The sequence below is a fragment of the Pseudomonas sp. XP1 genome, assembly GCF_053557675.1.
The window spans coordinates 54,483-77,140 of record NZ_JBNRIJ010000001.1 but is presented as its reverse complement, the minus strand read 5'-3'; the positions used below and the strand labels follow the sequence as shown (position 1 = coordinate 77,140).

Genomic DNA, 22,658 nt, shown 5'->3' with positions numbered 1-22,658 from the left:
GTGCCGGCCTCTTCGCGGGTGAACCCGCTCCCACAGGTACCTCACTGCCCTCAGGCACAGTGGTATCCCTGTGGGAGCGGGCATGCCCGCGAAGAGGCCGTTACAGGCAGCCTCAAACTTCAAGTGTGGTTGATATCACGGTCCTTGGTCTCCGGCAGGAAGAAGATCCCCAGCACCGCCGTCATCACGGCAATCACGATCGGGTACCACAAGCCGTAATAGATATCCCCGGTCGCCGCCACCATGGCAAACGCCACGGTCGGCAGGAAGCCGCCGAACCAGCCGTTGCCGATATGGTAAGGCAGCGACATCGAGGTGTAGCGGATACGCGCCGGGAACAGCTCCACCAGCCAGGCCGCGATCGGCCCGTATACCATGGTCACGTAGATCACCAGAATGGTCAGCAGCAACAGCACCATCGGGTAGTGGATCTTCGCCGGGTCGGCCTTTTCCGGGTAGCCAGCCTCTTTCAACGCCCCGCTCAAGGTCGCGGTAAAGGCGTCGCTCTGTGCCTTGAAGTCCGCTGCCGCCAGGCTGCTGCCATCAAAACTTGGCAGTACCCGTTCACCAATGCGGATCTGCGCCACGCTGCCGGGTTCGGCCGCTTCGTTGGTATAGGGGATGGCCCGCTTGGCCAGCAAGCTCTTGGCGATGTCGCACGAGCTTGTGAATTTGGCCTTGCCCACCGGGTCGAACTGGAACGCGCACTGGGCAGGGTCTGCCATCACCACCACCGGATTCTGCTCCTGGGCGACGAACACGTCCGGGTTACCGTACTGGGTCAGCGCCTTGAAGATCGGGAAGTAGGTCAGCGCGGCGATGATGCAACCGGCCATGATGATTTTCTTGCGGCCGATGCGGTCGGACAGGCTGCCGAAGAAGATGAAGAACGGCGTGCCGATCAGCAGCGAACCGGCGATCAGCAGGTTGGCGGTCTGCGGCTCGATCTTGAGCATCTGCAACAGGAAGAACAGCGCATAGAACTGCCCGGTGTACCACACCACGGCCTGGCCGGCGGTGCCGCCCAGCAGCGACATGATCACCACCTTGAGGTTGTCCCAGCGGGCGAACGATTCGGTCAGTGGCGCCTTGGACGCCTTGCCCTCGGCCTTCATCTTCATGAAAACCGGCGACTCGTTGAGCTGCATGCGGATGTATACCGAAATCGCCAGCAGCAATATCGACAGCAGGAACGGCACCCGCCAGCCCCAGGCCTCGAACACCTCGTTACCCATCGCCGTGCGGCAGGCCATGATCACCAGCAGCGAGAGGAACAGCCCCAGGGTGGCCGTGGTCTGGATCCAGGCAGTGAAGAAGCCGCGCCGGCCTTTGGGTGCATGTTCGGCCACATAGGTGGCCGCGCCGCCGTATTCGCCACCCAATGCCAGGCCCTGCAGCAGGCGCAGGCTGATGAGGATGATCGGCGCGGCCACGCCGATCGTGGCATAGCTGGGTAGCAGGCCCACCACAGCGGTGGACAGGCCCATGATGACGATGGTGATGAGGAAGGTGTACTTGCGCCCGATCATGTCACCCAGGCGGCCGAACACGATGGCGCCGAATGGCCGTACGGCAAAGCCGGCGGCAAAGGCCAGCAAGGCGAAGATGAATGAGGTGGTTTCATTGACCCCGGCAAAGAAGTGCTTGGCGATGATCGCCGCCAGGGAGCCGTACAGGTAGAAGTCGTACCATTCGAATACCGTGCCCAGGGACGAGGCGAAAATGACCTTGCGCTCCTCCCGGGTGATACCGCGTTGGGGCGCGCTGCCCGTGGATGTGCTGTCGAGAACCGCCATGGGGTGCCTCCGTCTTGTCGTCATTCAGGCCGGGAGCACCTCATGTCATTTACACCATCGCACCCAGGCCCTGGGGGCTTGCTTTGGATATGCGAAGCACGACGAGGCAGGCCGCCTCGGATCGCAGCAAGGTAACTGAAGCATAATAGGCTTTGGCGGGATATCCACTTGGCTTACACGGCCCCTGCAGGACCGCGCCAGCCTGGAGAGAGCCACAGCTTGCCTTGTGCGGTATCGACCCAGTGCTCGAGGGTGTGCAGGTTACTCATGGGGCCTTGGTTGCCGGTACCGGCCCTTTCAGCTCGACCTGGTTGCCATCGGGGTCGTAGCAGTACAGCGACAGCCCCTCACCCTCGGCGCCATAGCGCTTTTCGGCAGGTTCTACTTCAACTCCCGCGGCTTGCAGGTAGGCCGTAAGTGCCGCCTCGTCGAACGGCTCGATGCGCAGGCAGAAATGGTGCAGATTGCGCCCCTCGGCCCCAGGCGCCGCCCCACCAGGCTGCCCCAGGGGGCCGTCTAGGGTTACCAGGTCGATCATCGCCGTGCCCGTGGCCAGGTGGACCATGCCCAGGTCTTCGCGCACGCGGCTGACCGTGCAGCCGAGCAGTTCGGTGTAGAAGGCGACGCTGCGCTCCAGGTCGCTGACCCGCAGGACGAGATGGTCGATATGCTTGATGGCGAATGGTCGCATGCCAAGGCTCCTTGTGGCCGGTGGATTCCTGAGGCTCACCACCATAGCCCACGCGCGCATGGCATGGCCATATGCAGTTACTCGTTTACCAACCGTTGCAGCACGCCCCCTTCATGGCGAGCCAGGATGCGCAGCAGTTGGTCGACCAGCGCCCGGTCCGGCGCATCCAGGTGGAAGTGGTGCCCGCCCGGATGCCAGGAGATCTTCGCCTGGATGGGCAACGCCGCCTGGCGGCGGGTAAAGGCTTCACCGGTGAATGCCCCCTGGCGGCCGAACAGCAGGTACAACGGGCAACGGATCTGCCTGAGCAAATCGCAGGCTTCGCGCTCGGTCAGCGGCATGGGTTCGGGCAGCACCAGCCGTGGGTCGTGGCGCCAGCAATAGCCCTCGCCCAGCTGCAGCAGGTCACGCATTGCCAACAGCCGTGCCGCCTCTTCCGACAGCTCGGTGTCCAGGCGCTCGCGGCGTTGTTCCAACGCCGTGTCCAGGTCCTCGAAACGGTCGACGTCCGGCTCGGCAAAACCCTGCAGCTGGCTGCGCTGTACCATGCGCTTGAGCCGGTAGGCCCGGGCCAGGTGCTGCACGCGGTCATCCTCGGCCACCGTGAACGGTGCGCCCATGCCGTCGAGGAAGGTCATGCTGGCAATACCGCTGGTCATCGCTGCCAGCAGCGACGCCACCCCGGTGCCCATGCCATGGGCCAGTACATGGAATTGCGCCAGGCCCAGGCTGTCGGTCACCGCCAGCATGTCCTGGGCATGTTCCCACAGGTAGTAGCCACTGTCGTGGCGGCGGTGGTCCGAGCGGCCGTGGCCGACCAGGTCGGGGGCCACCACGAAGCAGCCGTCCAGCATCGGTGCCAGGCGCTCGAACGAGGCGGCGTTGTCCAGCCAGCCATGCAGGGCCAGCACCGGGATGCCATCCTCCGCCCCCCAGGTCCGTACCGCTATTTCAATACCGTCGAGGTCCAGCAGGTGATCCTTGGGACTGCACAGCGAATGCATCGTAGTTCTCCCTGATAGAACGCCGGCCCATGGCCAGGCATCACATGACATCGGCCCATACCCCATACGCCGGCATCATCCACACGACATGCCTACCCCATGCCTTGCTCCACCATCTCCCAACGACCCTGCCCGCGCTGCTCCGCTACCGACGCTCTCGTGCACAGGACCGACCTGTGCATCCAACTAAATACCACCGCATGCCGAGGCGAAACCTGTCGACTGGCGCCTCCATTGACCACGGAGTATTCAGCATGACCAGCACACCCGTGCCTTTCCATCAGGCCCAGATTGTCCGTAACCTGCCTACCTGGTGCCGAACGATGCACCCCGACCATACCCGCCGCGTCGTCCAGAGCGTGCGCAAGGACTACCTCGACGAAAACGGCTCGCCTTACGCCTGGTACGCTGCTGCCAGCGACGAAGACCAGGCGCATGTGCGGCAGCTGATCAGCGCCCGCGATGCCGCGTTCAAATCGCTGCGAATCTTGCTCGAGGACTTCAGGCAGATCAGCGAATTCTGCAAGCCTTTGCTCGAGAGCCGGTTGGGCCCCGATATCAACGCGGACAAGGCCCGATACCTGCACCAGCCGTTCAAGGTGTACACCAAGCTGGAAAATGCCCCCGGCCTCGATTTTTCGCTCGGCGGTGACGATACATACATCAAGCGCCCCGAAGGGCCGCCACAGAAGCGCTCGCTGCTGGAGGCCGCACTGCACAATTTCGAAGGGCCCGACGAAGTGGGCCCGTTCGACACCCTGACCCTTGGCCCGGACAACGACGCCTCGCTTCCCGGGCTCGAGCCCGAAGCGTTCGTCAGCCTTTGCCGCAGCCTGGACCTGGGCCAGCAGTATCAAGACCACTTGCAGAGCATTTATGAAGGCCCGAGAAAGGCCGCGATCGAACAGCAGTGGATCGATGCAAGCCAGCAGGCGCTGAAAACCGAGACAATGATCGCTTACCTCAAGAACCTGGTAACGCTCAAAGGTCGCGATGCCTTGGTACAGCTATGCGACAACGAAAGCACGCCGCGTTACGGCGAACACAAGCTTCACTGCTGGCGCTTCAGCCTGTTCGGCATCCCGCTTCATGGCGTACTGCTGACAGGCCCTGATGAAGCCGACCAGATCAATCCGTGCATGCTCTACATTCCCCACGATACCGAACACCCGGTGAGGGAGTTTGCTTCTTTGCAAAAGGCCGGCTCATTCATGCGTCAACGTCTGGTGCAAACCACGTTTCGCCAGCACTTGATCAGCTTCGCTGACCAGGACAACCAGGACGAGCTCAGCCGCAAGCTCGAAAATGCCCTGTTCAAGCACGACGCCTCCACACGCAAACCCAAACCTGAGCTGCACTTCAAACGAACGCGCCTGGCCCTTCCTGTCTGGCAGGTGCTTTACAGGGACCACAAGCGCCGCGTAAAGGCGACTGCCAGAACGATTGCGGTACCGACCGCCGCTGCCGACGCCAAGGCACGCAAGGAGCGCCTGCAGCACTGGCTGGACGCAGGCATGAACATACTGAACGTGGCCGCCTTCTTCGTGCCTGGGCTGGATGCCGCGATGCTTGGGGTATTTGCCTACGACCTCATGGATTCGGTGTTCACCGGGTTCGAAGCCTGGGAAGAAGGCGATACCCAGGAAGCGCTGCAACAACTCGAGTCACTTGCCGTCAATGCCGCCGTGATTGCCGGTTTCGCCGTCGGCAGCAAGGCGCTCAAGGCATCAGGGTTCGTCGATGCGCTGGAAAGCGTCTGGAAAGATGGCCGCGAAAGGCTTTGGCACCCTGACATGGGTCCCTACAGCACTTCGAGCTCGTTGCCGGTGAGTGTGCAGAAAAACGCCCAAGGGCTCTACGTCATCGATGGCAAAACCCATGTTTGGCTTCAAGGCACCCTGTATGAGGTGTTCGAAACCGACGGTCAGTGGCATGTGCGCCACCCGAACGCCCCGGATGCCTACACTCCGGCCTTGCACTACCTCGGCGACCAGCGCTGGCAGCTGGCCCACGACAACCCGCTCGAATGGGACGAATCGCAGCTGCTCGAAGGGCTGGGCCAGTTCGCCCAGGGGCTGGAGGCATCGGAGCAACTTGCCGCCTTGCGCATTACCGAAGTCGACGCAGACACCTTGCGTCGCAGCCAGGTCACCGGCTCGCGGCCGCCGGCTCTGCTGGCCGATACCTTGCTGCGCCTGCGACTGGCTGACGACATGGATGGCATCATCACCAAGGTACGCCATGGCCAGCCTTTGGCTGCACATATGAACTTCGCGCTGCCGGAACTGGTACAGCTGCCTGGCTGGCCCGCGAACTACAGGCTGAAAGTCTTCACCGGTGCCGAAAAATGGGGGGACGCAGTCTACTTCGGTGCGCAGCCAAAAGCCGACACGCTGCAGATCGAGATCGGCCGCACAGAACTTGACGAAGGCGGACTGAGCCAGATTGTCCTGGCGCAGATGGACGAAGATGCCATACAGCAACTGCTACCCGATACACCAGCAGAGCAGCGCCCGGGCGCCCTGAACGAGCTACTGGCCAACCACCTGAAAGCGCGTCGTCGCGAAGTCTACGCGAGCATGCTGGAAAGCCATCGAGTACCGCTTGGCGACGAAGCACAGACTTTGGGCCGCCAATTCCCCGGTTTGCCCGACAATGCCCTTGAAGAGCTGGTCGCGCATACCGACAGTGCCGAACGCGAACGCCTGAAGAGTGGGCGCGTGCCCTTGCGCGTGGCTGAAGAAGCCCGCTACCTGCAAGCCCGCGCCCGCCTCGATCGTGCCCTGACCGGCCTGTACCGACCAGCCCTGGCCAATGCCGACAGCCAACTGCTGCGTGACGCATTGGTAACCGAACAGCCGCAGGCGAATGACGCCGAACTGTTCGCCAGCGCACTCGCCGACCGCTCGGGCTGCGCCGTGCTGCTTGGCCAGCAACCAATCAAGCCACGCTTTCGCTCGCCCATGCGCCTGGCACATGGGCGATTCGGTTACCCGCTCAGTGGACGGGGCCCAGGCCCTCTTGACGAAAGCGCCGCGACACGCCGACTCAAGTCATTGTTTCCCTCACTGAACAACAACCAGATCAGAACCCTGCGGATCGAACTGAGCCAGACCGGTGACCTGGGCGCGGCAGTACGGCAACTGCAGGCAGAGTGGCAAGATCTGAAACGCTATCTGGAGACCTGGTACCTGACCCCACCCGACATCAGCGAGCGCTTCGAGCGACAACGATGCGCCGAGCGCCTCAAGGATGCCTGGCGGCGAGAGAGCCCCGGCAACCTGGGCACGCTCGTTCTGGAGCGAATGAGGTTACGTGAGTTGCCAGCGATCACTGCCAGCCTGCCTCACATCCGTGAGCTCAAGCTGAACGAATTGCAACTGCAACGACTGGACAGGGCGTTCCTGTCACGCTTCCCCAACCTGCAAGTGCTGGAAGTGACCAACAACCGGGGAATCAACGCGCAAGCGCTGTTCCAGGCACTCGAAGCGGTACCCAGGCTGCGCTCCCTGGACCTGACCAACAACACCCTTGCTGCCCTCTCACCCACCGCACAGCGAGTGCTGGCAGCGATGCCAGACCTGCGCCAGCTGAACCTGCGGTACAACCAGCTGACACTGGATCAAGCGTCATTGACGTTCCTCTGCAGCCGTCCACTGGATGTCCTCAAGCTGGGGCACAATCGCATCACGCTCGATGAAAACCTCGCCATGCGCTTCCAGGACATGATCCATCCGCAGCAACTGGACCTGGACTTCAACCCGCTGCAGCATGCGCCTGATGTGCGCTACATGGCGCGGCTGCAGCGCCTGAACCTGTCCAACGCTGATCTGCAGGCATTTCCCACTGGCCTGACCACCCTGATGAACCAGACACAGTACCAGTTGCGCTACCTGGACCTCTCATTCAACCGCATTCACCATGTTCCGGACCTGGCAAGCATCCTGCGCAGCCCCTATGCGCGGGACGTTGCCGCCCGTTTGCCCGAGCGCCGCTGGCTGTTCAACTACAACGATCTGGAAGCCGAATCGGCCAGACGTCTACGAGCCAGCGGCGTCAATATCTTCGAGCACACGCCGGAACGGCCGGAATGGCAAGGGTTCTGGCGCGATTCCGCGACCGACCATCAGGAGCAACTGTGGTCCGACCTGTTCGATCAGAACGACAATGGCGACCTGCAAGCGGTGTTGGAGCGCCTGACCCAATCGCGAGAAGCGCAAAGGGATCCGGAGGGCCTGCGTGCGCGAGTATGGGAGCTGTTGGAGCACGCCCATGGGGACACGGCGCTGCGCGAGCGTTTGAACGAGGTGGCGCAAACCTTCCCGCCAACTTGTGGTGATGCCGGCGCCGAAGCGTTCAGCGCCCTGGAAGTGGAGTTGCTGGCCAATCAGGTGTCTGGGTGGGCACACGACACGGCCAAGCCGCTGCTCGACCTTTACCGCAAGCTGTACCGTCGCGGGAAAGTCAACGAACTGGCCGATCGCATCAGCCTGCAACGCAGTTTGCGCAAGCGGGCGCTGCAGGACCATGCCGGTCAGTTACCGGACCGTCACGTGCTGGATGTCGCGGCGGCGTTCCCCGATGCGGACCTGGCCACAGGCCTGGTCGACGATATAGAAGTGCGCCTGGCATTGCGCCAGTCCTTGAGCGAGGACCTCGACTTCCCCGAACCCAGCAGCGACATGCTCTATCGCGATGCCGCAAGGATCAACCAGCAAATCATCGACAACGTGCGCGATGCCGTGGTCGAACTCGATGCCGACACCGCTGCCCGACAGCAGTGGATAAGCGAACAGCCAGTCTGGGTTGACTTTCTCAAGCGCCAGTATGCCAGCCAGTTCGAAGCCATTACCGACTTCTGGCGCCCAGGCCTCGATTACCTCTTTTATTGCCTGGATGAAAGCCAGGAGCCGATCACTCACCTGGACAACGCGATCATAGGTGCATTGGCCCCGCAAATGCCTACCTCTGCGCTGGACGAAAACGGCACGCTACGTCGGGTTCCCCTCAATGAGGAAGCCTATGTCAAGGCTACGAACGCCCTGACCCAGGCACAGCAGGAGGTGGAAGCCGGGCTACTGCTGAGCCTTACCCGGCAAGCGGACATCCTCGATGCCTGAACGCTGATCAATGACCCCGCAGGTCTTCGAAGAAGGCCTGCCGCCCATCCACCTGGCTCGACGCACGCGGCGCTGCCGCCGCCTCTGCGTTGGCCGCCTCCACATGCCAATAGCAGTGCCTGACCGCGCGGGTTACCGCCACATAGGCCAGGCGCTGCACCTCTTCTTTCTGTGCGGTATCGAACGGCTGGGCATCACCGGCCTTGCCCAGCCCGGCCTGGCGATACACCTGGTTCTTGTAGGGCGAACTGGTCAGGTACTGGCAGTCGCCCAGCATGAACACTGCATCGGCCTGCAAGCCCTTGGCACTGTGGTAGGTCAACTGGCGCAGCCGGCGCTGCTCGGTCGGCAACGCCGCCTCGGCGTGCAGCACGCCTTGCAGGTGCTCGTTCATCAGCGCCCTGTCGCTGCCCTTGCGGTACAGCATCATCACTGTCTCGCCACGCTGGTAGTGCTCGAGCAGCGTTTCCCCCAGGGCAGCTTCGTCTCGGTCGAACACCTTGACCGGCGAACCTGGCAGCTCGGCCGCCGGGCCGCTGGCCCGAGCTTTCTTTCCGGCAATCGCCGGGGTGCCCTTGACCAAGTGTTCGGCCGCGTCGATAACCTGCTGCTGGCAACGGTAGTTGTCGACCAGCATCACACGGGTGTTGGCCGGCGACGGGAAGGCCTTGGTGAACTCCATGAAGTATTTGGGCGAACTGCCACGCCAGCCGTAAATCGACTGCCAGTCATCGCCCACGCACAGCAGTGACGAGTGCTGGGCATGGCGCCCGGTGTGCATCGCCGGCCCGCGACGACGGATCTCGGCGAGGCTGGCACGCAGCCAGCTGACAATCTGCGGTGACACATCCTGGAACTCGTCGATCATCAGGTGCGCCAGCGGCCGCAGCAACGGGTCGGGCAGCAGCTGCAGGTTTTCCGGGTTGTTCTCGCCGAACAAGGCGAACATGCGGTTGTAGCTCATCACTGGCGGCGACTGGTCCAGCAGGTGCGCCTCGAGGGCCTTCCAGTACAGAGCCAGGGCCTCGAAGAACAGTGCATCGCTGTCGCCGGACGGGAAACTCATCGCCGCCACGGCAGTATTCACTTCCAGGCCGAGGTTCTCGATGAAATTCGCCGCACCGACAAAGGCATCGAGCAGCGGCGCCGGGGCCAGCTCGCCCTTGACCTTGTATTCGAAACCGGGGCCGGCCACGGCATCACCGGCCAGCGAAGCCGCCAGGCGCCGGGCCATGGCGTAGTTGTCGAGCCAGATCAGCGGCTGGTCGCAGAAGGCCTGCAACAGGGTGCGCTTGACCGCCCACTCGGCGCGCACTGTCAGCTTGGCACCGGGGCGCTGATACTGCGCGCTTTCCGCCGGGTCGAAGCCGAGCACGAGCAAAGGCCCCTGGCCGGCCAGGCGGCCATGTACATGGAAGCGGCTGCCACGGATCTGGATGGTCTCGCGGCAGGGTTCGATGCCCTTGATCGGCCAGGCGCCGGCGGCGAACCACAGGTCTTCGATCACGTCACACAGTTCTTCGTCGCGCTGGGCAGCCAGTTGTGTTACCTGGGCGCGCTTCTGCACTTCGGGATTGTTCGGGTCCAGCGGCTTCAGCTGCAGGGCTTCGCTGCGCAACAGGCCGACCAGCTCGGCAAAACGCGGGCTCTCGCCCAGCAGAGTGCTATAGCACTGGTTCAACTGCTGGCGCTGGGCATCGTTCAGGCGCAGGTCGAACGGGTTGCTCTCGGCCTCGGCCTCACGCCCGGCCGGCATCTCGTTGCCCAGCGTTTCGAAGGCGCGCACCTGGCCAAAGCCCGGCAGGCTGCGCACCAGCGGCAGGATGCGCGAATGGAACGTGCGCACCAGCTCGCGGGCCTGCAGCGGTTGCAGGTTGATCTGCCACAGGGCGAACACTTGCAGCAGGCGCTTGATGAAGTCCTTGCGCGACTCGCGGGTGAAGGTGACCACGGTCATCGCATCCAGCTCGTAGCCCAGGTAGTGGCGCAACAGCAGGATGCGCAGCACCAGCGAGGTGGACTTGCCCGCCCCGGCCCCTGCCACCACGCAGGTGGATGGCGTGTCGCTGAAAATCAGCTTCCATTGCGCGGCACTGGGTTGCGCCTCGGCGGGCAGGCGCTGGGCGACATCGGCCTTGAAGCGCTTTTTCAGCTCGGCAGTCAGCGGCAGGCGCCAGTCATCGAACAGGTTGTCATCCCGGCCCGGCACCGCGGCGGTGTCGGGCCGGGTATCGCGGATCACCAAAACCTGGCGCCCGGCCTCGTAACCTTCCACCCGCCCGCGTTCGTACCCTTCACGCACGCCATCGGCATGGCCACTGCGCTGGCCGCTGACATGGCCGAGGAACCAGGAGTCGCGGTGCTGGGCCTGCAAGCGGGTCAGACCACGCCCCAGCAGGCGGGCCGCCAGGCGGCGAAACCAGGGCAGCTGGGCAGGAGGGGCAAGGTCGGCGGGGGCCTGGGGTTGCTCGTGGGCCACGGTCACTCCGTTGAAAAACAAAAACAGCGGGCATGTTCGCCGCATCGACAAAAAATCGCCAGCGAATGCATGCAAATCAGTGGATTAGGCGATGAAACGGATAAAACACGCCATGGCAACAAATCTATTTTACTGATTATTTTAAGCCGATATTTACGCTTATTTTCGATGCTTCTTTGACGCATCATGGCCTCATTCCACTGATTCAAGGAGCACGACCATGCTGCAACTGCGACCGTTCGAAAGCCTCGGCCACGCCAACCACGGCTGGCTCGATGCCCACCATCATTTCTCGTTTGCCGAGTACTACGACCCGGCGCGCATGCACTGGGGCAACCTGCGGGTGTGGAACGACGACCTGATCGCCGCCGGCAGCGGCTTCCCGCCGCACCCGCACCGCGACATGGAAATCATCACCTATGTGCGTGAAGGCGCGATCAGCCACCAGGACAGCCTGGGAAACAAAGGCCGTACCGAAGCCGGTGACGTGCAGGTGATGAGCGCCGGCACTGGCATCGTGCATAGCGAGTACAACCTGGAAGACGTCGACACGCGTATTTTCCAGATCTGGATCGTGCCGGAGCGCACCGGCGAAGCACCGCAATGGGGTACCCGGCCGTTCCCCAAAGGTGAGCGTGGCGAAGGCTTCGTAACCCTGGCCAGCGGCCGTGCGGGCGATGAGGACAGCCTGCAGATCCGCACCGATGCGCGGTTGGTGGCTGCCACCCTGCGGGCCGGTGAAACTGCCGAGTACCGCTTCGATACCGCTCGCCGGGGTTACCTGGTGCCAGCCAAGGGGCTGGTGGAGGTCAACGGGCTGCGTGCCAAGGCGCGCGATGGCGTGGCGATCGAGCAGGAGGAGGTGCTGCGGGTTACCGCCATCGAGGACAGCGAGATCGTACTGGTGGATGTGGCCTGATGGATCGGGCCAGTTCAGGCTGCCTTGTATTGCCTGTGCTGGCCTCATCGCCGGCAAGCCAGCTAACACAGGAACCATGCAGGCCTGAAAATTGATGTAAGGCCTGTATGGTCCCTGTGGGGGCTGGCTTGCCGTGGCACGAACCGCGGCGATGGGCTGCACAGCAGCCCCTTTTCAGAAGGGCAAGGTCAGCTTCAACCAGTAGGCATCACCCTGTGCGCGGTTGCGCACTCCGGTTTCCTTCGACCATTTCGCCGTCACGAACCAGCCATCCTTGCCGCTGTACTTGATTGACGGGCCAACGGCAAAGCTGCGCCCTTTGTTGTCGTCGATGCGCTCGCCATCCTGATTGTCGTCTGTCGTCTGCCGGTAGTAATACCCCCCTACCCCCAGCACCCAACCATTCCCAAGCCCCCAACCCACGGCATAGTCCACATGAAATTCCTGGCCCGAGCGGTAATCGGTGGCCGGGTTGCGGCGATTGAAGTCGTACATCACCTTGGCATCCAGATTGAGCCCGGCCGGGTCGACATAGCTCATCGCATACACCGGCTCGAACACCCAGTAGTTACGCCCGGGATTGGCCAGGTCATTCTTGTCGTAGCGGCCGGTGGGGGCAATCATGTCGAAAGCCAGGATGCTGTGGAACTTGTCGCTGTGGTGAAAGCCCAGCGCCGGGCCGAAGATCACGTCGCCCAGGCCGCTGTTGCGCTGCGACTGACCATTGAGCGACACCTTGACGTCCACCAGCGGCACGATCGCATGCAGCGCCAGGCTGGCGCCCAGCACCGTGTAGTCACTCACCCAGATCAGCCGCGGCACGATGGCGTTGGCGCGCACGCGAAAGTCCACCGGCAGCTTGCGCCCGTCGTTGCCACGCAGGTTGTCGGCTTCGTAATGGTTGACGAACAGCTGGCCATAGAAGCCCGGCGGCGGCATGGCGCCGGACATGTAGTTTTCGGCACCCAGCGGGTACGAGGTGCCGCCCCCTTCGGTGGCATGGGACAGGTTGGCAGCGCCAAACAACGAGGCGCACACGGCAAGGCGAAGCAGGTTCGCTAGGGTCGGGTTCATCGGGTCAACCTTTGTTGTTGTTATCGGTCGGGTGCACGCAGGCCCCCCGCAGGTCAGGGAGCCGGGCAGCACAGGGTTCAGATGCGCTTGAACAGGGCCGAACGCTGGCCGTCGGCGGCACCGTCTGCGGCGCTGTAGAAGCGCTCCATGAAGATGTCGCGCTCGAACAGGCGCCCCTGCATCAGGCAAGTGATGGCCGCATCGATCATCGGTGGCGGGCCGCAAAGGTAGGCCTTGTGGCCGTTGAAACGGCCCTCGAAATGCTGCCTGGCCGCGTCGTGCACGTAGCCGCGCACACCTTGCCACTGCACGTCCTCGGCGGCCTGGCTGAGGGCCGGCACGTAGCTGAAATTGGCATGCCGGGTAGCCAGCGCCTCGAACAGCTCGCGGTTGTACAGCTCGGCACGGGTGCGGGCGCCCTGGAACAGGGTGATGCGCCGGGTGTCGCCACGCGCCAGCAGGTCGAGGATCATCGACTGCGGGCTGGACAGCCCCGAACCACCAGCGATGAAAATCAGGTCCCCCGGCTGCGAGCTGCGCACGAAGAACTGCCCGTAAGGGCCGGACAGCTCCAGTGCGTCGCCCACCTTGAGCTGCCGGTGGATGTGCCCGGTAGCCACGCCGCCTTCCACCAGGCGCACATGCAGCTCCAACTCGTCGGCCTGCTGCGGCGGGTTGGCCAGGGAGAACGCCCGGGTGCCTTCAATGCCCGGCAGTAGCAGGTTCACGTACTGCCCGGCCTGGAAGGCCATCGGCCGGTCGAGCTTGAGGTGAACACCGCGGATGGTCGGCGACAATTCCACAAGTCGGGTGACCACGGCGCGGTAGTCCTGCACCGGCAGGCCGGCGAAGTCCGGGTCGACATCGATGTCGGCTTCAATCACCAGGTCGCTCTGCGGGATGGCACAACAGGCCAGCACCTTGCCCTCGTCGCGCTCCATGTCCATCAGCGCAAATGACGAGGCCCCCCCCAGGTCGACTTCGCCTTCGAGCACCTGACACTTGCAGGTGGCACAGGTGCCGTGGCCGCAGGCAAACGGCAGCCACACGCCTTGGCGCAGGGCGGCCTCGAGGATAGTCTGGCCCTCCTCCACTTCAATCTGTTCGCCGGTTGGTTCGATGGTGACTTGGTAGCTCATGGCAGCATTCCTCAGTTATGGCTGCCGCCCAGGCCTTCGAGGCCAGGGGTATGCAGGTGCAGCAGGCTTTTGTGGGCGATACCGTTGGCGGCCAGGCCACAGGCCAGGTCAGGGCTGAACGGCTGCTCGTCCAGGCGCCAGCGCGCCACGGTAAAGTCGACCCGGGCGGCATCCGGGTGCAGGGCAATGGCCGGCTTGACTACCTGCTCGATGAAGGCGGCGAAGGGTTGCGCCGGGTCCACCGGCAGGGTGAAGGGTGCGCAGAACAGCAAGTGGTTTTCCCAGCACAGGTACACCAGCTGGGCGCCGTGGAAGTTGGCCTGGCGGTCCAGGGGTTGGGCAGTGTAGGTGCCGATGGCGGTCACGGGCATGGCAATGTTCCTCTTGTTCTTGTCGGAACCAGGGCGCAGCAACGGCGCCCTGGCGCTTCAGTGGCTCAGCCGGCCTGGCGCTCGGTGCCCTGCACGGCCTGCCAGCGCTGCTGTTCGGGTGAGCCCTGATACTCGAAGTTGTCCTGCCCGGGGGCGATGTTGTAGTAGTCGCGCACCACTGCCTCGACATCACCGCCACCGCAGTTGCCCTGCAGGATCTGGTGCACCGGCAGCCAGGCCTGCACGTACTTTTCCGGTTCGAAGGCGAAGATGTCGCAGCAGCCATCGGAGCAGAAGTGGTAACGCTCGCCTTCATGCACCAGGCTGCGGTGGCTCAGCTGCGTGGGCGCATCCGGCTCGGTAAAGGCCAGCGGAATCTGGCACACCTGGCACAGCATCGGCAGCGTCGGGTTGTAGAAGCGCTCGCCGCGCGCTTGCAGTTCGCGCCAGTGCTCGTAGCGTGGCCGGTAGTAGCGGTCGAAGGTGTCCGGGTACTTGGCCGACAGCCAGTCCAGTTCCTCGTCGGTGGGGATCCAGGTGTGAAAGTTGGTGGCCTGGCTGTACTGGTAGAAGATCGACCAGGCCTGGTGGCTGATGTGTTCCTTGCCGATGGTGGTCTGCTCTACATACTTCGGCGGGCGAATGCCGTAGCGTTCCAGGTCCTTGAACAGCGCGCCGCCGGCCTGCTCGAAGTACACCTCCCAGGCTTCGGCCCAGGACATCACCTTGTTCGGCAGCATGTAGTCCATCATCATCCCGACCAGGGTCAGCAACCGATAGCCACGCCAGAACCACTTGTCGATCCAGCGCTGCACGATGGGCACGTTGTCCTCGTGCTGTTCCAGCAGGAACTTGATCACCTCCAGGCCCAGGGTCATGTGCCTGGCCTCGTCGGACTGCGCCGAGAAGCCAAAGGTGACCGTGGCCATGTCGCCATTGAAAGCCGCGCCCGACATGAACGGCACGAACAGCAGGTTGGTCAGCACGTACTCGAACGAGAACGAAATGGCAGTGAGGAACTCGAACGGCCCAGCCGTGCGCGCATCCTCGAAGAACGACTTGGGCACCGACAGGAACCACACCCGGTCGTGCATGTGGGCAAAGTCATGCAGGCCGTTGAAGTGCTTGTTGTAGTGGCTCATGGCGTGCACCTGGGTCTGCACGTGGCGCAGTTCGTCGATGGCCTGCATCTGGCAGGCCACCCGCGCACCGGCGCCGCCAAAGTGCCGGCCAACCCGGGCAAAGCCTTGGTAGGCCTGGTACTCCAGGGGAGTGACACCGCTCAGGAACAACTTCAGGGCATTGACGTAACGGGCGTCGGAGATGTTCTGGTGGCCGTTGTTCTGGGCAAAGGCATCGAAGATGGCGTACAGCTTCTTCTCTTTCTCGGCCTGGTATTTCCAGTAGGCGTCCATGGTCAGGCGGAACGGGTCTTCCCACTTGTCCCAGTCGGTGATCTTGATACCTTCGAACCGCTCGTAGGGGTAGATGGCGTCCTTGCTCTGGTAGCTCGGCTCCCAGCCCAGGTCTCGGGTCAGGCAGCGGTACTTGTCTTTCTGGTTGAGGCGCTTGGCGGCCATGGTGGTCTCCGGGTTCTTGTCGTGTGCGGATCAGTTCCAGTGCAAGGCGAAGCAGTCTTCGTCTTCCTCGACGTTGCCACCCAAGGTGATCACGTCGATCAGCATTTCCTGCACGTCCCATTCACGGCCGATTTTTTCTTCCACCGTGGCACGGTGGATTTCCAGGCGCCCTTCGGCCTGTACGCGGATCATCGCCGGCTGGTGCTGCACCTGGGCGTGGGGGTTGTCCTGGGTGATGGCCTCGACGATGTAGCGGGCGCTGTCGTTGTCCTGGAAGGCGATGTAGACGAGGGAAGTCATGCGGCGTCTCCACTGAGGCCGAGCTTTTTCAGGCGTGCGCCAAAGGCGCTGTCGCAGGCATCCAGCGCATCACGGCCGGGGCCGGCCTCGGCCAGCGGCAGCAGCGCTTGCACGGCTCGTCCGCGCCATTGGCTGACCCAACCTTCGATCAGCTGGCGGTTGTGCGGGCTCTCGGCGACCGCGGTCTTGACCAGCGCATCTACCCAGCGCTGGCTCTCGGCGAACCACAGGCGCATGAATTCGGTGAGCATGCCCAGCTGCCCTGCCCCGGCGGCCACCAGCTGCGCATCGAAGTATTCGAACAGCAACGGGTACACCAGGCCGTCGCTGACCAGGTTCTGCGCCAGGCTCAGCTCGAACCAGTCGCGTATCACCAGACTGTCCTCGACATAGCGCCGCACCCCTTGCCAGGCCGGATCGTCCAGCCAGCGCTGCTTGGCCTCGGCCAGCAGTGCCAGGCCATCGTCCTCCAGCAGCAGGCCGATGCGCGACAGGTACTGGGCGATGGCCAGGCGGTCCATGGCCTGGAACATGTGCATCTGGGTGACGCTGGTGCCGAAGGCGTCGGCGGCGATGCCGCTGTTGTTCATGTTGGCGCCCAGTTCGGCGTGGCGCAGCGGCAGCAGCAGGCGTGCGACCAGGGCACGGGTTGCCGCCGGCAGGCTGGCCAGCAGCTCGCGCTTTTCACAGAAGGCAAAGCTGTGCTCGGCGTTTTCCTGCATGCGCGCCCGGGCCTGCACGTACGTGCCGTAGTAGTACTGGCGCGGGTCGCTGACGGCGTACCAGTCGGCCATCTGCAGCGCGGTGCGGCTGGGGTCGTTGAGCAGCTTGTCGGGCTGCCACAGCGGGCGGTAGTGGAAGTTGGTGGCCGCTTCGATGTCGAAACTGGCTTCCTGGTAGCGGCTGGCCGGCTTGTCGCCGAAACGGCGGCGGGTATGGCTGAAGGTCTGGCGGATCGGCTCGACCGTGGCCGTCTTGATCTCGATACTCATGCAAGGCGTCCTGTACTTGTTGTTGTGGGGATGCAACGTGCCGACAAACGGCGCTTCATTCGTCCTCGTCGCGGCTTTCGCCATAGCGCCACTTCTGCATGTCGGCATCGACGGCGGCGGCCATCGCAGCGTCCATGTGGCGGACCCGGTTGCTGGCGCAGAAGCTGGCGAAGGCAGTACGCGGCAGGACCAGTTCGACGAACAGGTCCGGGTAACCGATGGCAAAGTCGAACTCGACAAAGGTGGAGTCCGGCTCGCTGCGTACGCGGACGTAACGCGGCATCTGCTCGAAGGGTGTGGTGGCTGGGGTCATGCGCAGGTGCTCCGGTTGGACGTGCCAAGGACTAGAGCAACGGCTGTGCCAGGCGCTTGAAAAGCCTCAAAGCCAAGACATAACCAATTGTTTTTAATAATCTTTTAATCATGGATGGGTTGACCACCGCCTGTGCGGCCGACGCGCCACAGCCGGCTCGATTGATCATTTGCTCAATCGGGCCAGGGCGCTTCGAGCAAATGGCGAACAAGACCGGCGATTGACTTTTGCGCCGCTTTCAGGCGGTTTAGTAAAAGAGCGACCCGAGCCTTGCCTGCAGCGCCGCGGTCGTCCCGGCGCGCCCAGTACCCGCCTTGCCTGAGCGGGGCGCACGCCACCTCCCCATACAACTACAAGCAAGGGGCGCAAGCGAATGATTACCCAGTACAGGGCGCCGGAGCCTGCACCGGCGCTGAAGGACCTTACCGAGCGGGTGCGGTTCCTCGGCACCGAAGGCAAGATCTGGCTGGACGAGCAGCGAATGTTGCTGGTACAGGCCGCGACCATGGCCAGCATGCGCCGCGAGCTGATCGAAATGCTCGGTGTGGAACGGGCCAAGGGCTTCTTCCTGCGCCTGGGCTACCAGTCGGGCTTGAAGGACGCCGAACTGGCGCGCAAGCTGCGCCCCAACGGCAACCCGGTGGAGATGTTCTTCATCGGCCCCCAGCTGCACTCGCTCAAGGGCATGGTCAAGGTGCGCCCGCTACAGCTGGAAATCGACATGGACAGCGGCCACTTCTACGCCGACATCGAGTGGCAGGACTCCTTCGAGGTGGAAAACTGCCAGTCCGAAGGCCTGCATTCCGAGCAGCCGGTGTGCTGGATGCTGCTGGGTTACGCGATCAGCTACAGCTCGTTCTTCCTCGGTCGCCAGGTGCTTTACAAGGAAGTCAGCTGCCGCGGCTGCGGTGGCAGCGAATGCCGCATCATCGGCAAGCCGGTGGAACAGTGGGAAGATGCCGAGACTTTCCTGCGCTACTTCCAGAGCGACCCGGTGATCGACGAGCTGCAATCGCTGCAGGTGCAGGTGGCCAACCTGCGCCAGCGTCTGCAGTACGAGTCGGGACAGTTCTACGGTATCGGCCAGTCGGCGGTGTACCGGCGCTGCTGCGCACTGACCGACAAGGTGGCCCCGGGCAAGGCCTCGGTGCTGCTGCTGGGCGAAACCGGGGTCGGCAAGGAGGTGATCGCCCGCAGCCTGCACCTGCGCAGCGAGCGCGCCGGCGCGGCGTTCGTGGCGCTGAACTGCGCGACCATCCCGCCCGACCTGATCGAGGCCGAGCTGTTCGGCGTCGAGAAAGGTGCCTACACCGGCGCCCAGCAGGCGCGCATGGGCCGCTTCGAGCGGGCCAACGGCGGCACCCTGTTCCTCGATGAAATCGTCGAGCTCACGCCGCGCGCGCAGGCCAGCCTGTTGCGCGTACTGCAGGAGGGCGAGTTGGAACGGGTGGGTGACAGCCGCACGCGGCCGGTGGATGTACGGGTGATCGCCGCCACCCACGAAAACCTCGAACAGGCGGTCAAGGACGGGCGTTTTCGCGCCGACCTGTTCTACCGCCTGAACGTGTTCCCGGTGCATGTCCCGGCGCTGCGCGAGCGCCGCGAAGACATCCCGCTGCTGATTGAGCACTTCCTCGGCCGCCTGCACCAGAGCTACGGCAAGAAAACCCGTGGCCTCAGCGACCGGGCCTTGGAGGTGTGCCTGCAGTACGACTGGCCGGGCAACATCCGCGAGCTGGAAAACCTCATGGAACGCGGCGTGATCATCACCGACGAAAACCAGAGCATCGGCCTGGATGCACTGTTCCCGCATGCGCCACCGGCCGCCGACAGCATCGGCCTGGCCAGCGATGGTCGGCTGGTGGCGGCCAGTGACCAGGCCGCGCCCGGCTGGGTGGCACAGATCCTCGACAGCGGCACCAGCCTGGATGCCGTCGAGGAAGCGCTGATGCAGGAAGCCATGCAGCGCTGCCGGCAGAACGTCTCGGAAGCCGCGCGCCTGCTCGGCATGACCCGCCCGGCCCTGGCCTATCGGCTGAAGAAAGCCCCAGGCGAAAGCGTGACCGACAAGCCTTGAGCATTTGCGCAATGGTGCTGGTGCGAATTGATCATATGATCGAGCGCGCGCCGGCACCCGGTAAGTGAAAAATAAAAATTCTTTTTATATCAAACAGTTATGAATATGGCATCGCATTTGCCTCGAGCCTTGCACCGCAAAACAACAACGACCGGTGAGGCAACCATGACAGTAGCGATTTCCCATTCCCCCGAAGTACAAGCCTTCTTCGCGAAAGCGGCAGGCGTTGGCAACGACCAGGGCAACCCACGCCTGAAGCAGATCGTGCTGCGCATACTGCAGGACAGCGCGAAGCTGATCGAGGACCTGGCGATCAGCGACGACGAATTCTGGACCGCTGTCGACTACCTCAACCGCTTGGGCAGCCGCAACGAAGCCGGACTGCTGATGGCCGGCCTTGGCCTGGAGCACTTCCTCGACCTGCTCAGCGATGCCCGCGACAGCCAGGCTGGGCATACCGGCGGCACCCCGCGCACCATCGAAGGTCCGCTGTACGTGGCCGGTGCGCCGCTGTGCGAAGGCGAGGCGCGGCTGGACGACGGCCGTGACCCAGGCCAGCCGATGCTGCTTGAAGGCCAGGTGCTGGACCTGGCCGGCCAGCCGCTGGCCGGGGCTATCGTCGACGTGTGGCACGCCAATACCCAAGGCCTTTATTCCTACTTCGATTCCGGCCAGTCGGCCTACAACCTGCGCCGCCGCATTGTCACCGACGCCCAAGGCCGCTACCGCGCCTACAGCATCGTCCCGAGCGGCTACGGCTGCCCGGCCGATGGCCCGACCCAGGCCTGCCTGGACCAGTTGGGCCGGCATGGCCAGCGCCCTGCGCATATCCACTTCTTCATCAGTGCACCGGGGTACCGGCACCTGACCACACAGATCAACCTGGCGGGTGACGCGTACCTGTGGGATGACTTTGCCCATGCTACCCGCGACGGGTTGGTGGGCGAGGTGGAACGGCTCGAGGGCGGCGTGGCGCGGGTGGTGTTCGACTTCTGTCTGCAGCCGGCAGCGCATGCGGATGACGAGCAACGCAGCCAGCGGCCGCGGGCCATGCAAACAGCTTGAGATTGCCGGGGCTGCCATGCAGCCCTTTCGCGACAAAGGCCGCTCCCGCAGAACTGCACACGACTCATTGAATTGGCAGGGACTCTGTGGGAGCGGCTTCAGCCGCGAACACCGGCGCAGCCGGTGCCATGCTCCGCGTTGGATTCTTCGCGGCTAAAGCTACCCCGCATGATGACGACATGCACTAGCCTCGTGCGGCCAGTTCAGCGAACACCTCGGCCGAGGTGGTGACCTGGCGGAAGTGATGCTTCCAAAGGTCGATGCCCAGCTTGCCCGACCTGTCCAGCGAAGATCCTACTGTCATGTCCGTGACCAGGGTGGGCATCAGCCCCGCGTCGAACAGGGCAAAACCCGCGGCCAGCACGCAGGTTTCGGTCTGCAGCCCACATACCAGCACTCTCTCCACGCCCAGTTGCCGAATGTACTCGATGGCCTCTGCACTCTGCCCGTAGCCATGCTTGACGAACACCTGGTCGGCTTCGACCAGGCTCTCGTCCTCCGCCGCCGGGTGCCAGCCGAGCTGGCGCTCGAACGGCGTGACCTGTTCATCGTGCAACTCGACCGAGGCAATGGTGGGGATGTTCGCCGACAACCGGCGCAGGCCATCGACCAGCCACTCGGGCGGGCTGAAGGTGGACTGGACATCGACGATGAGCAAAATCTGGCGCATGGGCGGATTCCGGTGCTGGCAAAAGGCGCGGAGTATAGCGTGATGCAAGTGCCGTGGTCGCCCAGCGAGCCAGGACACGATACGCCTGGCCAACCCCACGCCTCACGAAGCAGCCATCTTCTCACCCACCTCCGCGCACGCCGGATGACCGGCAGCCACCGAACTGACACATATATTTTCATTAATATTGATTTGTGAAATTAAACGTGTCATTTTTCTTCCTGCCGAACCGAGCCCCACAATGGGCCCAGGCTGGTACCGCCCTATCCACCGGAGTCAAGAATATGAACAAGACCGGACTTCTAGGCGCATTGGCACTCTGTGCCTGCAGCGCACTTTCCCAGGCTGACGAAGGCAGCCTGCGCATCGGGATCGAAGTGGCGTATCCGCCCTTCTCCTACCGCACCCCCGAAGGCGAACTCGCCGGCTTTGACTACGACATCGGCAACGCCCTGTGCGCGCAGATGCAAGTCAAGTGTCAGTGGGTGATCCAGGAGTTCGACGGGATGATCCCGTCGTTGAAGGTGCGCAAGATTGATGCCGTGCTGTCGTCAATGTCGATTACTGAAGACCGGCTCAAGTCCGTCGACTTTACCGACAAGTACTACCACACCCCGGGCAAGTTCGCGATGAAGTCCGGCAGCCAGATCAGCGACCCGATGCAGGACCTCAAGGGCAAGAAACTCGGCGTGCAGCGCGCCTCCACCTATGACCGCTTCGCTACCGAGCAGCTGGAGAGTGCAGGTGTCGAGGTCGTGCGCTACGCCTCGCAGAACGAAGCTTTCCTCGACCTGGCCGCGGGGCGGCTGGATGCCACCCTCGCCGACATCGTCAATACCGAAGAGAGCTTCATCAAGACGCCCGCCGGCCAAGGTTTTGCGCTTGTCGGTCCGGATATAAACGACCCCCGCTACTTCGGTCGGGGTGCGGGAATTGCCGTGCGCAAGGGGGACAGCGCCAACCTGGCGCGCTTCAACGCCGCCATTGCGGCCATTCGCGCCAACGGGACCTACCAGCAAGTGCAGAGCAAGTACTTCCCGTTCGATATCTACGGCCAATGACCCCGGC

General features: G+C 63.4%; 17 protein-coding genes. 5 read left to right on the top strand and 12 right to left on the bottom strand.

Annotated features, from left to right (window positions below; genetic code table 11):
* Window positions 1–119: 119 nt before the first annotated feature.
* The 3 genes from ACK1U9_RS00290 to ACK1U9_RS00280 form a co-directional block, all read right to left on the bottom strand.
* Entirely contained in the window at window positions 120–1,796 is a 1,677-nt protein-coding gene (locus ACK1U9_RS00290; protein WP_046613983.1) for an MFS transporter, read from the bottom strand.
* Window positions 1,797–2,061: 265 nt separating this feature from the next.
* Window positions 2,062–2,487 carry a VOC family protein gene (locus tag ACK1U9_RS00285; RefSeq protein ID WP_046613984.1) on the bottom strand — a complete coding sequence of 142 codons (426 nt, stop codon included), beginning with the start codon at window positions 2,485–2,487 and terminating at the stop codon, window positions 2,062–2,064.
* Window positions 2,488–2,564: 77 nt separating this feature from the next.
* Complete coding sequence (locus ACK1U9_RS00280; protein ID WP_046613985.1) at window positions 2,565–3,491, bottom strand: alpha/beta fold hydrolase; 927 nt, start codon at window positions 3,489–3,491, stop codon at window positions 2,565–2,567.
* Between the two features lie 254 nt (window positions 3,492–3,745).
* On the opposite strand from ACK1U9_RS00280, the gene ACK1U9_RS00275 reads away from it, so the two are divergent.
* Complete coding sequence (locus ACK1U9_RS00275) at window positions 3,746–8,611, top strand: NEL-type E3 ubiquitin ligase domain-containing protein (RefSeq protein WP_449109591.1); 4,866 nt, start codon at window positions 3,746–3,748, stop codon at window positions 8,609–8,611.
* A 7-nt stretch (window positions 8,612–8,618) separates the two neighbouring features.
* On the opposite strand, the gene ACK1U9_RS00270 is transcribed toward ACK1U9_RS00275, so the two are convergent.
* The gene (locus tag ACK1U9_RS00270; protein ID WP_196173436.1) at window positions 8,619–11,135 is read right to left on the bottom strand and encodes a UvrD-helicase domain-containing protein; all 2,517 of its coding nucleotides are present in this window, start codon (window positions 11,133–11,135) and stop codon (window positions 8,619–8,621) included.
* A 175-nt stretch (window positions 11,136–11,310) separates the two neighbouring features.
* Here ACK1U9_RS00270 and ACK1U9_RS00265 point away from each other — a divergent pair, with 175 nt between their 5' ends.
* On the top strand, window positions 11,311–12,009 hold the full coding sequence (locus ACK1U9_RS00265; protein ID WP_013972071.1) for a pirin family protein: 699 nt from the start codon (window positions 11,311–11,313) through the stop codon (window positions 12,007–12,009).
* Window positions 12,010–12,183: 174 nt separating this feature from the next.
* Here ACK1U9_RS00265 and ACK1U9_RS00260 read toward each other — a convergent pair whose 3' ends face one another.
* From ACK1U9_RS00260 to ACK1U9_RS00230, 7 genes are all read right to left on the bottom strand, one after another.
* Complete coding sequence (locus tag ACK1U9_RS00260; protein ID WP_085601343.1) at window positions 12,184–13,083, bottom strand: SphA family protein; 900 nt, start codon at window positions 13,081–13,083, stop codon at window positions 12,184–12,186.
* A gap of 77 nt (window positions 13,084–13,160) precedes the next feature.
* Complete coding sequence (locus tag ACK1U9_RS00255; protein WP_108480583.1) at window positions 13,161–14,222, bottom strand: NADH:ubiquinone reductase (Na(+)-transporting) subunit F; 1,062 nt, start codon at window positions 14,220–14,222, stop codon at window positions 13,161–13,163.
* A gap of 11 nt (window positions 14,223–14,233) precedes the next feature.
* The gene (locus ACK1U9_RS00250; RefSeq protein WP_108480584.1) at window positions 14,234–14,593 is read right to left on the bottom strand and encodes a phenol hydroxylase subunit P4; all 360 of its coding nucleotides are present in this window, start codon (window positions 14,591–14,593) and stop codon (window positions 14,234–14,236) included.
* A gap of 65 nt (window positions 14,594–14,658) precedes the next feature.
* Window positions 14,659–16,173: an aromatic/alkene/methane monooxygenase hydroxylase/oxygenase subunit alpha gene (locus ACK1U9_RS00245; protein ID WP_063913723.1), complete on the bottom strand. Its 1,515-nt coding sequence runs from the start codon at window positions 16,171–16,173 to the stop codon at window positions 14,659–14,661.
* A gap of 30 nt (window positions 16,174–16,203) precedes the next feature.
* Window positions 16,204–16,473 carry an MmoB/DmpM family protein gene (locus tag ACK1U9_RS00240; protein WP_019097310.1) on the bottom strand — a complete coding sequence of 90 codons (270 nt, stop codon included), beginning with the start codon at window positions 16,471–16,473 and terminating at the stop codon, window positions 16,204–16,206.
* Window positions 16,470–17,465 carry an aromatic/alkene monooxygenase hydroxylase subunit beta gene (locus tag ACK1U9_RS00235; RefSeq protein WP_108480585.1) on the bottom strand — a complete coding sequence of 332 codons (996 nt, stop codon included), beginning with the start codon at window positions 17,463–17,465 and terminating at the stop codon, window positions 16,470–16,472. The genes ACK1U9_RS00240 and ACK1U9_RS00235 overlap by 4 nt, the downstream gene beginning before the upstream one ends.
* Window positions 17,466–17,520: 55 nt before the next feature.
* A complete protein-coding gene (locus tag ACK1U9_RS00230; protein WP_063913725.1) occupies window positions 17,521–17,778 on the bottom strand; it encodes a phenol hydroxylase subunit in 258 nt (85 codons plus the stop codon).
* Window positions 17,779–18,151: 373 nt separating this feature from the next.
* On the opposite strand from ACK1U9_RS00230, the gene ACK1U9_RS00225 reads away from it, so the two are divergent.
* Window positions 18,152–19,855 carry a sigma-54-dependent Fis family transcriptional regulator gene (locus ACK1U9_RS00225; RefSeq protein ID WP_085601338.1) on the top strand — a complete coding sequence of 568 codons (1,704 nt, stop codon included), beginning with the start codon at window positions 18,152–18,154 and terminating at the stop codon, window positions 19,853–19,855.
* Window positions 19,856–20,020: 165 nt separating this feature from the next.
* Window positions 20,021–20,920: a catechol 1,2-dioxygenase gene (gene catA, locus ACK1U9_RS00220; protein ID WP_085601337.1), complete on the top strand. Its 900-nt coding sequence runs from the start codon at window positions 20,021–20,023 to the stop codon at window positions 20,918–20,920.
* Between the two features lie 184 nt (window positions 20,921–21,104).
* Here the strand turns inward: catA and ACK1U9_RS00215 are convergent, their stop codons facing one another.
* The gene (locus tag ACK1U9_RS00215; protein WP_108480587.1) at window positions 21,105–21,590 is read right to left on the bottom strand and encodes an isochorismatase family protein; all 486 of its coding nucleotides are present in this window, start codon (window positions 21,588–21,590) and stop codon (window positions 21,105–21,107) included.
* 284 nt (window positions 21,591–21,874) lie between these two features.
* Here ACK1U9_RS00215 and ACK1U9_RS00210 point away from each other — a divergent pair, with 284 nt between their 5' ends.
* Window positions 21,875–22,651 carry an ABC transporter substrate-binding protein gene (locus tag ACK1U9_RS00210; RefSeq protein ID WP_046613990.1) on the top strand — a complete coding sequence of 259 codons (777 nt, stop codon included), beginning with the start codon at window positions 21,875–21,877 and terminating at the stop codon, window positions 22,649–22,651.
* Window positions 22,652–22,658: the final 7 nt, after the last annotated feature.

Excerpts from the sequence above, each read along its gene's own strand:
- ACK1U9_RS00215 (WP_108480587.1), bottom strand. The coding sequence starts at position 21,590 with ATGCGCCAGATTTTGCTCATCGTCGATGTCCAGTCCACCTTCAGCCCG.
- ACK1U9_RS00240 (WP_019097310.1), bottom strand. The coding sequence starts at position 16,473 with ATGACTTCCCTCGTCTACATCGCCTTCCAGGACAACGACAGCGCCCGC.
- ACK1U9_RS00250 (WP_108480584.1), bottom strand. The coding sequence starts at position 14,593 with ATGCCCGTGACCGCCATCGGCACCTACACTGCCCAACCCCTGGACCGC.
- ACK1U9_RS00270 (WP_196173436.1), bottom strand. The coding sequence starts at position 11,135 with ATGCGGCGAACATGCCCGCTGTTTTTGTTTTTCAACGGAGTGACCGTG.
- ACK1U9_RS00230 (WP_063913725.1), bottom strand. The coding sequence starts at position 17,778 with ATGACCCCAGCCACCACACCCTTCGAGCAGATGCCGCGTTACGTCCGC.
- ACK1U9_RS00265 (WP_013972071.1), top strand. The coding sequence starts at position 11,311 with ATGCTGCAACTGCGACCGTTCGAAAGCCTCGGCCACGCCAACCACGGC.
- ACK1U9_RS00245 (WP_063913723.1), bottom strand. The coding sequence starts at position 16,173 with ATGGCCGCCAAGCGCCTCAACCAGAAAGACAAGTACCGCTGCCTGACC.
- ACK1U9_RS00285 (WP_046613984.1), bottom strand. The coding sequence starts at position 2,487 with ATGCGACCATTCGCCATCAAGCATATCGACCATCTCGTCCTGCGGGTC.
- ACK1U9_RS00255 (WP_108480583.1), bottom strand. The coding sequence starts at position 14,222 with ATGAGCTACCAAGTCACCATCGAACCAACCGGCGAACAGATTGAAGTG.
- ACK1U9_RS00290 (WP_046613983.1), bottom strand. The coding sequence starts at position 1,796 with ATGGCGGTTCTCGACAGCACATCCACGGGCAGCGCGCCCCAACGCGGT.
- ACK1U9_RS00235 (WP_108480585.1), bottom strand. The coding sequence starts at position 17,465 with ATGAGTATCGAGATCAAGACGGCCACGGTCGAGCCGATCCGCCAGACC.
- catA (WP_085601337.1), top strand. The coding sequence starts at position 20,021 with ATGACAGTAGCGATTTCCCATTCCCCCGAAGTACAAGCCTTCTTCGCG.
- ACK1U9_RS00260 (WP_085601343.1), bottom strand. The coding sequence starts at position 13,083 with ATGAACCCGACCCTAGCGAACCTGCTTCGCCTTGCCGTGTGCGCCTCG.
- ACK1U9_RS00210 (WP_046613990.1), top strand. The coding sequence starts at position 21,875 with ATGAACAAGACCGGACTTCTAGGCGCATTGGCACTCTGTGCCTGCAGC.
- ACK1U9_RS00280 (WP_046613985.1), bottom strand. The coding sequence starts at position 3,491 with ATGCATTCGCTGTGCAGTCCCAAGGATCACCTGCTGGACCTCGACGGT.
- ACK1U9_RS00225 (WP_085601338.1), top strand. The coding sequence starts at position 18,152 with ATGATTACCCAGTACAGGGCGCCGGAGCCTGCACCGGCGCTGAAGGAC.
- ACK1U9_RS00275 (WP_449109591.1), top strand. The coding sequence starts at position 3,746 with ATGACCAGCACACCCGTGCCTTTCCATCAGGCCCAGATTGTCCGTAAC.